Source organism: Paenibacillus lignilyticus (assembly GCF_017942085.1).
GTDB lineage: Bacteria > Bacillota > Bacilli > Paenibacillales > Paenibacillaceae > Paenibacillus_Z > Paenibacillus_Z lignilyticus.
Genome location: NZ_JAGKSP010000002.1, coordinates 979,549 through 993,780, shown reverse-complemented (window position 1 = coordinate 993,780; position 14,232 = coordinate 979,549). Strand labels below are relative to the sequence as shown.

Sequence of the window (14,232 nt, the reverse complement as noted above, 5' to 3'; positions counted from 1 at the left end):
CGGAAGGGGAATGGATGATGAAAATTAGCGCAGGCGCATGCACCGTTGTACTGAATGAAAGAGGAGAAGTTTCCGGCTTGACCTCAGCGGCATCAAGCAAGACATATATGAACGAGAGTTACGCGTCACCGCTCATTCGAATTTCGATCAACGGTCGGGTTGAACATCCTGTTGCCGTTCAATATGAGGACGCTAAGGCGATGTTTCATTTCGGAGATTCCGGCGTGAAGGCAGAGGTTGAGGTCGTAAACAAAGAGAAATACGTCACATTCGAATTGAAACAACTATTCGGCGATGAAGTGGATGCAGTCATTTGGGGTCCGTTCTTAACGACACTGTCTGAATCGATCGGCGAGTCTGTCGGCGTTGTCCACGATGGTGAGTTTGCCATCGGCATCCAAGCCCTGAACTGGAAAACAATTGGCGGTTGGCTTGTGGAATTAGAGAACCTCGAATTTGCCAATCAACCGTTTGAAGATAGCAAGTTCGAATACGATAAAAGCACCGCATGGCCGATAATCGGAGGAAGCCTCTTACAGGCTTTTACGCGAAACCGCACGAAGGCAGCGCGTCGTCCGGCGTGGAACTTGAAAGAAGTCGAAGTGCCTGCACTAAGCGGAGAAGAAGCGCTAATTTGCGGGTCCAAAATCGCGTTGTTCGGCTGTGCGGCAAGTGAAGTGCTGGATACAATCGAGGCAATTGAGCTTGGCGAAGAGTTGCCGCATCCGATGATTGAAGGCGTCTGGGGCAAGAAGTCGCCGGCGGCGACGCAGTCTTATTTGATTACGGACTTCTCTGAGTCCTCCATGGAACAAGCGGTGAATGCTGCGAAGCGAGCGGGTCTGAATTATGTGTATCACCCGGATCCATTTGCGCAGTGGGGACACTTTGTACTGAAGCCGGGAAGCTTCCCGAATGGCGACGAGAGCATGAGAGCTTGCGTTGAACGGGCTGCAGGGGAAGGGGTTAAGGTCGGCGTACATACACTCTCCAACTTTACGACGCTCAATGATTCGTATGTGACTCCGCTACCGGATCCACGTCTTCAAACAGTCGGTACTGCGCGATTAGTCGAGGCGATTGATGCTTCAATGACGGAATTGACGATCGACAACCCGGAGCCGTTCCGAATGGGTTTGTTTCGGCAAACCGTCATCATTGGCAATGAGTTGATCGAATACGAGAGCGTTTCGTCGTCGGCGCCGTGGAAATTACTGGGCGTTAAGCGAGGTGCAAACGGTACTTCAGCTTATGCACATGAGAGCGGCTCTGAAATCAGCCGGTTGTGGGATCATCCCTATGACGTGTTTTTCCCCAATATGGAGCTTCAGGAAGCATACAGCTTAAGAATTGCTGAGCTGTTCCAGAGGACGGGACTGCGGCAAATCTCATTCGACGGACTTGAGGGCTGCTATGCGACCGGTCATGACGATTATGGCGTGAACCGCTTCGTCAAGCGTATTTATGATGGCTGGAATGATGAAATCATCAACGATGCAAGTATCGTCGTTCCGAATTATTTATGGCATATTTTCACGCGTTTCAATTGGGGCGAGCCATGGGGAGTGTCGACTCGCGAAGGTCAGCTGGAATGGCGGCTTAGCAATCAGCGTTATTTCGCTCGCAACTTTATCCCGTCCATGCTCGGTTGGTTTCTCGTGCGTTCGGCTTCGGATCGGTTTGAGGCGACAACGCCGGACGAAATCGAGTGGGTGCTGTCGAAGGCGGCAGGCTTCAATGCGGGCTTCGCTCTCTCGGCTGATCAGGCGGTGCTGCGGCGCAACGGAAATATTGACGTCCTTCTGAATGCGGTTAAGCAATGGGAAACGGCTCGTCATGCCGGTGCGTTTACGTCGGAGCAGCAAGAGCGGATGCGCGATCCGAAGAGCGACTGGCATTTGGAAGCCTTGGGGGATGGAAGCTGGCAGTTGTACCCTGTCCATATTTCGAATCCACTCGTCTGCAGTACGGAGGAGCTGCAGCCCGGTCAGCCGGGCGGCTCAGATTGGGCGTTTTACAATAAGTTTTCGGAGCAGCCGATGCGGTTCTGCCTGCGCGTATCGCCATCCTATGGCAACGTGGACGCATCGGTAAAACGGCCAACCTTCTATACAGGCGGGGAGTACATGACGTTCGACACCGAGGTGCGCGCGAATCAGTATCTCGTGTGCGACGGGAATCGGACCGGGAACATTTACGATATGAACTGGAATTTAGTGAAGACGGTGGAAGCTTCCGCAGATGCGCCGCTTGTTCGAAAAGGCGGACAGACGGTGTCGTTCAGCTGCAAGTTCGAAGGGGATCCGAAGCCGGTCGTAAGCGTCAAAGTGGTTACATGGGGGGAGCCGGAATCCGTGCGGAGAGGACATACGCAATGATGACAGACACCTTAACTCAAATTGTGCTTGGCAACGGCATCGTATCTCAGCAACCGGATGCCTGCACCTTGGAAGCGAATGGCTCCGATACAGTGGCCCTGGTACAAGCTAGCCCGATCTTGGGCGACGGGGAGCTTGCGTTTACGTTGACACCGCTGAATCCCGCAGGCAAGGTCGGGGCAGTTATTCGCTATATGGCACAGGATAATTGGATCTTCATCGGCTGCGACAAACCGATGGACCCATTCGGCAAAAGCACGTGGATATGGGCGAAGCCTTGCGGCAAGCAAGGGGTGCTGTTTAAAACGGATCCGTTATACGAGGGGAAATCGTATCGGGTAGAGATCCGGTTTGTCGGTACGGTTCTGACGCTCTCCTTGAATGGCTATCCGGAATATCATGGCGATATTCCGGATTTGCATACCGAAGCGGGAGCGATCGGCTTTCGTGCTTGGGCGGACGAAGAAGGAGAAGAAGGGCATGCTCGTCTTCATGAAGTGAACGCGACTGCCCTTGACGACAAGTACCGTTCCGACAGCATCGTACAAGCTGAAGATGAAGAGGCTGCGCCATCCCACACGTTGGTATCCGATCAGCTGGAAGTGGAATTGGATACCGCCTTCCCGCGCGTGCTGCACTATCGTTGGACAACAAACGGCGCCGTACTGTTCGGGCAAGAGGATCGGTTACTCTATGTCGATCTGAACGGAGAGAGGTACACACCTGCCGTTTATTTGGATTCGAAGTCCCGGACCGCTGCTTCGTATCAGCTCGTTTTCGCATCCATTCAGGTCGAAATGACCGTATCTTTCGCTCTGTCCGGCGCAACGCTTGAGATGAAAATAACGGATATCCAAGAAAAGGGCTTGTTCCGCATTCGCACAATCGCCATCCCTAATCACGGGCTCGTTTCGGTTCGCGATACGCAAGCATGCGCGCATGTTGCAGCCTCCGAAGGGATCAAAGGCGACCATTTTGCAGGTGCATCCGAATGGAGCGCGTCGCATGCACCTGCGTATCGCGCCATTGCGATTGTGAACACGAATCAATTGGCGGCGAGCGTAGTCGGAAACATGCTGCACAACCGCAGGCGATTGTGCGTGCAAACCGTGCAGCGCAACGGTTACAAACGGACCGCTGTCTGGAACGCCTATTGGACTTATCGGGGACCGGATATGGAAGTGATAGGCGAGCCTTGGTCCAAGGTCATCCTAACGGATGACCGGAACAGCGATGGCATCGTCGATTGGCAGGACGGCGCGATTGCCACGCGGGACATGCTGGGACCAATCCCAGGGGCCGACCGGATGAGAAGCAGTTACGCGCATATTGTTATGAATTTTGCCAGCATGGCCCAATTTCCGTTTCTCCGAATCTTGGACAATATTAAGAAGTTTTACTTATACACGGATGGATTCGGACAACTCATTGAAGTGAAAGGCTATCAAAGCGAAGGGCATGACAGCGGGCATCCCGATTACGGCAACAACTTCAATGAACGGGCCGGGGGATCGCAGGATTTGAATGTCCTGGCCGAACGCGCTCGTGATTTCGGCGCGGTTATTGGCGTGCATATCAATCATAGCGAAGCTTATCCGGAGGCGCGCTCCTACTCGTCTTCGCTCGTTACGAGCACGCCGGGGTGGAAGTGGCTGGACCAATCCTACTATATCGACAGGGAACAAGATATTCGATCCGGCGATTTCGATCGGCGTTTGGATGAGCTGAACGAACATGCGCCTCATCTTGGTTTCGTTTATGTGGATACTTATCGGGATGAACATTGGGCTGCTTGGCGGCTGGCGAAGAAGCTGCACGGAAACGGGTGGACGATCTGGACGGAGGAAGCGGATGCGCTGGATTCCGACGCCGTATGGACACATGATTCCACCGGCGATAGCCGCATTTCCCGGTTTATCCGTCATACGGACAAAGACGCTTATGCGGAGGATATCTTGTTAAAAGGCGGCTATGCAAGGTACGGGGATAACGGCTTTATGGGGTGGCAGCGGGAGCGGGATTTAAAGGCGGTCATCCGTTCCTTCTTCACGAAGCAGCTGCCATATCGCTACTTGATGCATTTCGCAATCCTGAATTGGAAGAACTCGGAAGAGGTTGTTTTGGAAGGCGGCGTTTCGTCGACGCTGGAGGAAGGCGTTGCGGTTCTGCGCAGAAACGATCGAGTCCTCGCGGTCGGCGATACCGTCTTTATTCCTTGGGATCCGATCGGCGAAACGAAAATTTACCACTGGAATGCCTCCGGCGGGGAAACCGTCTGGCAGCTTCCGGATAGCTGGCCTGTCGACGGGGAAGTGAAGCTATATCAATTAACAAATGTAGGACGGGTATTTGTTCGTAATGTTCGGGTCGTTTCCGGTTCCGTCGCAGTAACAGCCGAGGCTTGTACGCCTTATGTTCTATATAAGACGGAAGCGCCCCCGGCTCCTAAGATGGCATGGAGCGAGGGCAGTCCGGTGAAGGATATGGGCTTCGACAGTCACGGGTTCGAATGGTGGTCGAAATCATCGCAGACGGATAATACGGATCATATCAAGATTGCCGAAACGAGCTACGGTCAATCTTACCTGCGAATTAGCGGGAATAACGGTGCCGATGGACGGGTATACCAATCGCTCTCCGGACTGAAGAAGGGCAGACGTTATTCCGCTTCGGTATGGGTAGAAGTGTCGGCGGGAAGAGAAGCGGGCATTCGCATCGATGGCTACGGGGGAGTGGAACTAATACGCAGCATTAGTCGGACCGCGGTCGTCAACTGCGATGTGGATTCCGACAAGCGGGGCACGCACTATCAGCGGCTGCAGCTTCGATTTGAATTGCCGCATTCCGCAGATGAGCATGTGCCGGTGCTATTGCTTCTGGCAGAACAAGGAGAGCCGGATTCCTTCGTTCATTTCGATGATGTGCGAGTAAGAGAAGTAGAATCGCTTAATCAGACGGATCATTACTTCTACGAAGATTTCGAGCATGTCGACGAAGGCTGGGGGCCGTTTGTCAGCGCCAATCCCAAAATAGGCAAGACGCATCTCGCCCAACTTCATGAGGGTTATACGGAGGATACCCTTGCAGGAGAATGGTCGCTCAAAACGATGGACGAAATCCCCGGAGAGCTGTTACGAACTTTGCCATCCGGGCTGCAGTTCATGCCGAATCGGAAGTATAAGGTAACATTCGATTACCGGTCAGACAATGAAGCTCAATATTCGATTTGCTTACGCACAACGGATGGAGGCCCATCGAATGAAATCTACGCGGAGCCGCTCCGGAAGGGATTGCACCAATTGACGGCCGAGCTGGCAACCGGTCCTTTCACCGATTACTATTTGGCCATCGTGCGCAATGACGCCAATAAAGGTTCATTAGTGATCGATAACGTTACCGTCGATGAGCTAACGGAATAAATATGTAGTAGAAGGTGTATATATGGAACGCTTTAGCTATAAAGACGCCAAATTAAAAGAGATCATCTTTCCTCTTGGAGGGATTGGCAGCGGATCGATCGGACTAGCCGGCAATGGCCGGCTAGTGGATTGGGAAATAAAAAATCGACCGAACAAACAGAGCATGAACGGCATGAGCCACTTCGCAGTCAAAGCGGAGTCGGAGGGGAAAGTGCTGGATGCGCGAGTTCTGAATGGCAAGCTGCTGCCGCCTTATATGGGAAATAAACGAATTAAAAATCATAGCGGGTATGGATTCGGACCGAGCGAGGCTACAATGGGCGGTTTTCCTCATTTTGAGGACTGCACCTTTGTTGGCGAATTTCCTATCGCTGATCTGCAATTTCGCGACAAGCGCTTCCCCGGTGACGTGAAGCTGACGGCTTACAATCCGTTCATACCGCTCAACGACCAGGATTCCAGCATCCCGGGCGCATTCTTCGAAATCGAGTTTCACAATCCTACCGATAGCAGCATTACGTATACGGCATGTTTGTCCGTTGCCAACCCGCACCATGAAAGTCCGCACTGGAATCGGTTCGAACGAATCGGATCCGTTCGCGGCATCCGCATGGGATCGGACGCTTATGGCCCGAATAGGCCGGAATTCGGTGAATTGACCGTCGCGACGGACGCAGAGGAAGTGAACTGCCAATGGTATGAAGGCAGAGAAATGTATTGGCGAACATTTAGCTCTCCGGGCAGATTCGGGAGCAGCTTGAGCGAACCGACTTCTACCAAAGATTTGGGACAGCTATCCGCTCATGTGGAGCTAAAGCCCGGAGAAACGCAGCGCTTCCGTTTCTTGATCACCTGGCATTTTCCAAACTGCCATAACTATTGGAATCCCGAGACAAACGGCGGCTCCGGCGCTTTGTGCCATGCACAGGATGCTAGTCAGCCTGCGATATGGAAGAACTACTATGCCACATTATTTAACGATTCCTTTGCCAGCGCTTTATATGCGTTCGAACACTGGGAACGATTATACCGGGAGACGCTTCTGTTCAAACGGTCTTTATATGCTTCTCATCTCCCTGAAGAGGCGCTGGAGGCAGTAGCGGCAAACCTTTCGACACTGAAATCGCCTACGGTCCTGCGTCTGGAGGATGGCTCCTTATATGGATTCGAAGGCTGCATCGATACGGAAGGCTGCTGTGAGGGTTCATGTACGCATGTATGGAACTATGCCTACGCAGCTCCGTTTCTGTTTCCGAAGCTGGAGCGATCCATGCGGGACTTGGACTATACATACAATATGCGCGCAGATGGACGGATGTCGTTCCGCATTCAGCTGCCGCTTGGCCGGGCCAACGACTTGTATGCCTGCGCGGACGGCCAATTCGGCGGCATTATCAAAGTGTACAGAGAGTGGAAAATATCAGGCGATTCCGATTGGCTGCGATCGCTATGGCCTTCCGTTCAACAATCGCTGGAGTATGCTTGGGCCGAGACGAACGAGCATCGCTGGGATGCGGACCGAGACGGCGTGCTGGAGGGCAGGCAGCATAACACATTGGATGTGGAGCTGTTTGGACCCAACGCCTGGTTGAATGGGTTTTACTTGGCGGCGCTTAAAGCCGGAGCGGAGATGGCGGCTTATTTGGATTACCCGGAGAAAGCGGAGGACTATCGCGCACTGTACGAAAGAGGGAAGTCTTGGACCGATCAGCACTTATTTAACGGGAACTACTATATCCAGAAGATCGACTTGTCCGACAAGTCGCTGTTAGAGACATGCGATGAAGAAGCACTCGAATACTATTGGAATGATAGATGGAATGAGATTAACTACCAGATTCTGGACGGATGCTCCATCGACCAAGTCGTGGCGCAATGGCACGCTAATTTATGCGGTCTGGGCGAAATTTTTGATCCTATCCAAACACGGCAAGCGCTTAAGTCTATTTACGAGCATAACTTTAAACAGATGTCCGATTTCACGAATCTATGGCGATTATATAGTTTGGACGATGAATCCGGACTCATCATCTGCTCATGGCCCGAGGGCTCGCGAAAGCCTGCAATTCCGATTACTTACAATTCGGAGACGATGAACGGATTTGAATATCAAGCCGCGATTCATATGATTCAAGAAGGAATGGTCGAGGAAGGCATGTCCGTCGTGCGAGCGGTTCGTGAGCGATATGATGGCGAGAAACGTAATCCGTGGAACGAAATGGAGTGCGGCAGCCATTATGCCAGGTCGATGGCCAGTTATGCGCTCTTGCTTACTTTCAGCGGCTTTAATTATGACATGGTAAACGGTCATGTCGGATTTAATCCCATCGCTCGTCGCGAAAGTTATGAAACCTTCTGGTCGCTGGAGGCCGGCTGGGGGATCTTTAAGATAGAGACCGGGAAAGCAGAACTGCATGTCCAATACGGCGAGCTGTCCCTATTATCGTTTGGTCTGCCTTTCTTGTCCGAGAACGATATCGCAGAGATCAGAGTCGATGGCTATAAGGTAGATTGGAAATGGGAGAATGGGAATATCGTATTCTCGCAACAACGAACCATTTCGCAGGGGAACAGATTGGAGATTGAACTGAAGCATATAAATGCGATGAGAAAAATGTAGAGCGAAAAATGGTAAATGAGCAAAACAGTCTCTTGGGAGGAGATTGCCAAAGCTGCTAGAAGTTATAGTACAAGCACCGGAGAAGCTGGGCATGCCAACACTTCCGGCGCAGATCGAATTGAAGGAGATTGTCTATGCTACTGGAAGTTATTGCTCTATCGCCGGAAGATGCCAAGCTTGCCGCTAGGGGCGGCGCTGATCGTATAGAGCTGGTCTCGGCCATCGAGGAAGGCGGGCTCACGCCGGCAATGGCTGTTATGGAAGAAATCGCAGCGGAAGCCGCGATTCCGGTTCATGTCATGATTCGTCCGCACAGCAGAGATTTCCACTATTCGGAAGAAGATATGGGGCAGATGGTTCGTGAGATGAAGTCGCTGCGCTTCCCTTGCATCGGGGCTTACGTGCTTGGCGTATTGACCGCAGAGCAGAAAGTCGACGAAGAGAAACTGAAGCGGCTTCTGGATGCGGCAGATGGCGTTCCGGTTACATTTCATCGGGCATTCGATGAGGCGCGCAATCTGGAGGAAGCCTACGAGACGCTCTCCCGTTATCCGCAGATCCGCACGGTGCTGACGTCCGGCGGGAAGCCGAGCGTATTGGCTGCGGTTGATCCCATTAAGGAGCTCGTCCGGCAAAGCAGGAAAGGGAGCGGATCGTCCGGACCGGAAATTATGGCGGGAAGCGGACTGACGCTGGCTTCGGTCTCCGATTTCGTGAAGCAAACCGGCGTGCGTGCCGTTCATTTCGGCTCGGGCGTGAGGCAGAATGGACGGTCTCAAGCTCCGATTGATCCGGCGAGGCTGGCTGCACTTCTGGCTGTTCTTAAACCGCAATAACCACAACAACGCACTAGGGTAGGAGGAGCAAACAGATGTCTGAGGTATTGGTTAACGAGTATCGCGGAGGTTATGTGGAAAATGTACACTACGGCCATATTTGTGGTGTAGATGCCAATGGTATCCGTTACGGTACGGGGAATGTTCGTCACTTGACGTTTCTACGCTCTTCCGGGAAGCCGATTCAGGCGCTTCCTGCACTTATACATGGCGCAGATGAAGCATTCGGGTTGTCGGAGAAGGAAACCGCGATCATGTCAGGCTCCCACTGGGCGGAAACGTTCCATGTGTCGGAGCTGGAATCGATGATGGTGAAAATCGGCATAGCAGAGGAGCAGCTGGTCTGCTCGCCTACTTATCCGCTAAACGGAGCAGCCAGAGATGAGCTGTTCGTCAGCGGCTCCCCGAAACGGAGAATTTATCACAACTGCTCCGGCAAGCATCTTGGCATTCTGTCGTTATGCAAGCATAAAGGCTATGATCTGCAAGGCTACACGGATACCGATCATCCTGCCCAGCAAGAGATTGCGGCAACGCTTGCCTATCTGGCAGCTATGCCGGTGGAAGAAGTCGTGACTGGCGTGGACGGCTGCGGCTGCCCCGTGTTTGCGATTCCGCTCGACCGTCTGGCAACGGCTTATTTGAAGCTGGCTCTGCCTGAGCTTATCGAGGATCACGCGGTACGCCGCGCAGCGATTAAGATTGCGGGGCTCATGAACCGCCATCCCGAGATGGTGTCCGGATCCGGACAAATCTGCTCGATTCTGCTGTTGGACGATAATATCGTTGCCAAAGGCGGGGCGAAGGGCGTCTATTGCTTCGGTTTGCGCGAGGAAGGGCTTGGCTTTGCTTTGAAGGTGCTTGACGGTTCGCAGGAAGAATGGCCGCTCATTATCGCATCCATCTTGGAGCAGATCGGCTATTCCCGTCAGGAAACGATCGACCGGCTGCGCGCCTTGGCGCCTGCCGATATGCTCAATGACAACGGCATCGTCGCGGGCCGCAACGAAGCGGTCTTCAAGCTGCAGCGCTACGAATCATAATTGAACGCAAACGAGGGAGTTAAGAGGATGCAAATCGGATTAAGCACATACAGCTTGTTAAACGCGTTAAAGTCGGGCGAAATGACGGTACTGGACGCGATTCAATGGATAGCGGATAACGGCGGGGAGCATATGGAGATCGTTCCGTACGGCTTTACTCTCGTAGATAATCCGGAGTTGGCAGATGCGGTTCGCAATAAAGCGGCGGAGGTTGGCATTGCATTATCCAACTATTCGATGCCCGCAAACTTCGTGCAGCCGGATGTAGAGTCTTTCGAGGCAGAGATGGCACGCGTGAAGGAGCATGTCGATTTGGTACACCGTCTTGGCATGAAGCATATGCGCCATGACGTGACGGCTTTTACGATTGCGAAGGAGCAAATGACGATTGCTTGGTTCGAGGAGAACCTGCACCTCATGGTCAAAGGCAGCCAAATCATTGCCGATTATGCGGCGCAGTACGGCATTACGACGACCATCGAGAATCACGGCTTCAGCGCGCAAGCAAGCGATCGCGTGCAACGGATCCTGCATGCAGTAAATCGTCCGAATTTCAAAACCACGCTGGATGTCGGCAACTTCATGTGCGTAGACGAAAATCCGGTTATCGGCGTTATGAAGAATCTTCCTTATGCATCGCTCGTTCATTTCAAGGACTTCTACTTCCGTCCGTTCGACGAGCCGCCGGGCGGCGGCAATTGGTTCCGCACGAGCCATGACAATTACTTGCGCGGTGCCATTGTAGGCCACGGTGAAATCCCAATTCGCAAAATTACGAAGCTGATCAAGCAATCCGGCTATGACGGTTATATTACGGTGGAGTTCGAAGGTATGGAAGAGTGCAAAGAAGCGTCGCGGATCGCGATGGATAATCTGCGCACGCTGTGGCAAGAGGCGTAGTAACTGCGGGATACGAGAATCATCAGAGGATCAACAAGCATAAGATCGACCTATTGAGAGAGGCGGTAGTAGAGATGCAAACGATTCAGAAGCCGGTACCTTCAGCGAAGCAGCTGGCTTATCAGGATATGGAATTTGGCTTGTTTCTACATTTCGGACTTCGGACGTTCTATGAAGGGTATGCGGATTTCGACGAGCGCCCGATGTCGCCGGCGGACTTTAACCCCGTAAACTTGGATTGCGAGCAATGGATCCGCACCGCGAAGGAAGCGGGCATGCAATATGCGGTTCTGACGGCGAAGCATCACGACGGATTCTCCAACTGGCCGTCCAAATACAGCTCGTTCTCGGTGGAAGCTTCCCCGTGGAAGGACGGGAAAGGCGATGTCATCCGCGAGTACGTGGATGCCTGCCGGAAGTATGATGTGAAGCCGGGTCTCTACTATTCCCCCTATGACGGTTCGGCGAATTTCTACACTCAGGATGCCAAAGCATACGACGATTATTTCGTGAATCAAATTACGGAGCTGCTCGGCAATTATGGGGAAATCGATATCTTGTGGTTCGATGGCTGCGGTTCTGAAGGCCACACTTACGATTGGAATCGGATCATCGGCGAAATCCGCCGCTTGCAGCCGGGCATTCTGATCTTCAACATGGGCGATCCGGATTTCCGCTGGATCGGGAACGAGGATGGCGTAGCATCGACGCCGACCTGGAATGTGGTGGACTCGACGGACTTCTCGATTTTGACGGACGAGAAAGAGAAGCTTGGCGCGCAAATGTGGCTGCCTGCCGAATGCGACGTGCAATTGCGGTATAACCGGATCAGCTGGTTTTACAGCGATGAGGACGAGCATATGGTCAAAAGCGTGGACGAGCTGATGGGCTTGTACTACTTGTCCGTCGGACGCGGCACCAACCTGCTGCTCAATATCGGACCGAACCGCGAAGGGCTTCTTCCGAGCAAGGATACGCAGCATCTGACGCAATTCGGCGAAGAAATTCGCCGCCGCTTCCAGCGTCCGATCGCTACGTTGTCTGCTTGCACGCAGGAAGGCTCGAAGTGGACATATAAAGCGCAAGAGTCCCATCTAATTGATCATATTATCATTCAAGAGGATCTCACTCGCGGCGAGAGCATCCAGCGTTTCACTGTCTCCGTGATTACTTCCAAGTCTCACGGCCTGATTACGGTCCATGAGGGCAGGAATATCGGGCATAAAGCCATTATCCGCATTCCGGCGATTAAGGCAGCGGGCGTTGTCGTCGAAATTACGGAAAGCGACGGGGAACCGACCCTTCGCGAATTATCTGTGCATTATTCCGGTGAATAGGGAGGGCGGTGCCTCATGAACGGCGGCGGATCCCGGTCTCAGTCTCGGCCCGAGGCAAGGCCTAATATTCTATTAATTACGGTGGATCAGATGCGAGGCGATTGCTTAAGCGCGGCCGGCCATCCGATTGTGGAGACGCCGAACCTGGATCGCCTGGCGCGATCCGGCGTGCTGTTCCGCAATGCCTATTCGGCTACGCCGACCTGCGTACCGGCGAGAGCGGCGCTCCTAACCGGCATGAGTCAGCGCTCGCACGGGCGCGTCGGATACCAGGACTGCGTGCCGTGGGAGTATGAGCATATGCTGGCAGGCGAGCTTGCCGGTGCCGGCTACCATACGCAGTGCGTCGGCAAAATGCATGTCTATCCCGCGCGCAATCTATGCGGGTTTCATAATATCGTGCTGCATGACGGCTATCTGCATCATAACCGCACCAAGCATAATAACACGGTCGATGGACATTTCGACCAAGTGGATGATTACTTGATCTGGCTGCGCCAGAACGCCGGTGCGCAGTACGATATCACGGATAATGGCCTCGACTGCAATGCGTCGGCGGCTGCGCGTCCTTGGCATCTGGCGGAGGAGCTTCACCCGACGAATTGGACGGTCACGCAGTCGATTGATTTTCTGCGTCGGCGGGATCCAAGCAAACCGTTCTTCTTATATACGTCGTTTGTCCGGCCGCATTCACCGCTTGATCCGCCCCAGGTCTACATGGATATGTATAAGGATCTAGAGCTGCCTGAGCCTCCGATCGGGGATTGGGTGGATGTTGAAGCGGCGAAGGCGAACGGCTCTGATCCGACTACGCATTTCGGCATTGTGCCTAGACGCAGGCTGGACCGGGCGCGAGCGGCCTATTACGCGCTAATTACGCATCTGGATGATCAGATTGGCCGGTTGGTGAACGCTTTGCAGGAATATGGTGTATCGCAAAATACGATCATCCTGTTCGCTTCTGACCATGGCGAGCTGCTTGGCGATCATCATTATTACCGCAAAGCGCTTCCGTATGAAGGAAGCGCGAAGATTCCGTTCATCGTCAGCGATTCCGGCGGCAAGCTGGGATTACGCCGAGGCGGCGAAGCTGCGGAAGTGATTGAGCTGCGCGACATTATGCCGACGCTCCTCGATATCGCCAGGGCACCGATTCCGGCTACCGTAGAGGGCAGCAGCGTGCTGCCGCTATGCCGTGGTGAGCAAGCCGATTGGCGGCCGTATCTGCATGGCGAGCATTCGTATGGGGCCTTGTCGAACCATTTTGTCACGGATGGCAAAGAGAAATATCTGTGGTTCTCGCAGTCAGGCGAAGAGCAGCTGTTCGACTTAGTCAACGACCCGCAGGAGCTGGTGAATCTGGCGGATTCTCCGAACCGGCAGAGCCGTTTGGCAGAGTGGAGGCAGCGCCTGGCGGTGGAATTGGATGGACGTGAGGAAGGTTACGTGGAAGAGGGCTGCCTTGTTGCGGGTCGACCGCCGCGTCAGCTGCTAACGAGTGTGTTTCCAGAGTAAGAGGAAGGCGGGGGCTGTCGGGCTCCCGCTTTTTTTGTGCGTAGTTACTGACTACCGGAGATGGAGAGAAGTTAGCGTAATTCATCGCAAGAGAGGTACCAGTTACCACACATGGAGAGAAATTAGCGTGATTCAGCGCAAGAGAGGTACCAGTTACCGCATGCCAACCAATCGTCTTCTAGTA

At 53.3% G+C, this 14,232-nt stretch carries 8 protein-coding genes; all 8 read left to right on the top strand.

Going from position 1 to position 14,232, the window contains the following annotated elements:
- Positions 1-14 precede the first annotated feature (14 nt).
- The 8 genes from I8J30_RS09430 (at position 15) to I8J30_RS09395 (ending at position 14,048) form a co-directional block, all read left to right on the top strand.
- A complete protein-coding gene (locus tag I8J30_RS09430; protein ID WP_210657461.1) occupies positions 15-2,378 on the top strand; it encodes a hypothetical protein in 2,364 nt (787 codons plus the stop codon).
- Positions 2,375-5,797 carry an endo-alpha-N-acetylgalactosaminidase family protein gene (locus I8J30_RS09425; RefSeq protein WP_210657458.1) on the top strand — a complete coding sequence of 1,141 codons (3,423 nt, stop codon included), beginning with the start codon at positions 2,375-2,377 and terminating at the stop codon, positions 5,795-5,797. The genes I8J30_RS09430 and I8J30_RS09425 overlap by 4 nt, the downstream gene beginning before the upstream one ends.
- A gap of 22 nt (positions 5,798-5,819) precedes the next feature.
- Positions 5,820-8,417: a GH116 family glycosyl-hydrolase gene (locus I8J30_RS09420; protein WP_210657456.1), complete on the top strand. Its 2,598-nt coding sequence runs from the start codon at positions 5,820-5,822 to the stop codon at positions 8,415-8,417.
- Positions 8,418-8,551: 134 nt separating this feature from the next.
- The gene (locus I8J30_RS09415; RefSeq protein ID WP_210657454.1) at positions 8,552-9,253 is read left to right on the top strand and encodes a copper homeostasis protein CutC; all 702 of its coding nucleotides are present in this window, start codon (positions 8,552-8,554) and stop codon (positions 9,251-9,253) included.
- 35 nt (positions 9,254-9,288) lie between these two features.
- A complete protein-coding gene (locus I8J30_RS09410) occupies positions 9,289-10,296 on the top strand; it encodes an asparaginase (protein WP_210657453.1) in 1,008 nt (335 codons plus the stop codon).
- Positions 10,297-10,323: 27 nt separating this feature from the next.
- Positions 10,324-11,196 carry a sugar phosphate isomerase/epimerase family protein gene (locus I8J30_RS09405; protein ID WP_210657451.1) on the top strand — a complete coding sequence of 291 codons (873 nt, stop codon included), beginning with the start codon at positions 10,324-10,326 and terminating at the stop codon, positions 11,194-11,196.
- A 74-nt stretch (positions 11,197-11,270) separates the two neighbouring features.
- On the top strand, positions 11,271-12,533 hold the full coding sequence (locus tag I8J30_RS09400; protein WP_210657449.1) for an alpha-L-fucosidase: 1,263 nt from the start codon (positions 11,271-11,273) through the stop codon (positions 12,531-12,533).
- 15 nt (positions 12,534-12,548) lie between these two features.
- Positions 12,549-14,048 (top strand): arylsulfatase, encoded by a 1,500-nt coding sequence (locus I8J30_RS09395; protein WP_210657447.1) that lies wholly within the window; start codon positions 12,549-12,551, stop codon positions 14,046-14,048.
- Positions 14,049-14,232: the final 184 nt, after the last annotated feature.

Bases quoted from the DNA above. Each gene is read 5' to 3' on its own strand.
- I8J30_RS09430 (WP_210657461.1), top strand. From the start codon at position 15: ATGATGAAAATTAGCGCAGGCGCATGCACCGTTGTACTGAATGAAAGA.
- I8J30_RS09400 (WP_210657449.1), top strand. From the start codon at position 11,271: ATGCAAACGATTCAGAAGCCGGTACCTTCAGCGAAGCAGCTGGCTTAT.
- I8J30_RS09405 (WP_210657451.1), top strand. From the start codon at position 10,324: ATGCAAATCGGATTAAGCACATACAGCTTGTTAAACGCGTTAAAGTCG.
- I8J30_RS09395 (WP_210657447.1), top strand. From the start codon at position 12,549: ATGAACGGCGGCGGATCCCGGTCTCAGTCTCGGCCCGAGGCAAGGCCT.
- I8J30_RS09425 (WP_210657458.1), top strand. From the start codon at position 2,375: ATGATGACAGACACCTTAACTCAAATTGTGCTTGGCAACGGCATCGTA.
- I8J30_RS09420 (WP_210657456.1), top strand. From the start codon at position 5,820: ATGGAACGCTTTAGCTATAAAGACGCCAAATTAAAAGAGATCATCTTT.
- I8J30_RS09415 (WP_210657454.1), top strand. From the start codon at position 8,552: ATGCTACTGGAAGTTATTGCTCTATCGCCGGAAGATGCCAAGCTTGCC.
- I8J30_RS09410 (WP_210657453.1), top strand. From the start codon at position 9,289: ATGTCTGAGGTATTGGTTAACGAGTATCGCGGAGGTTATGTGGAAAAT.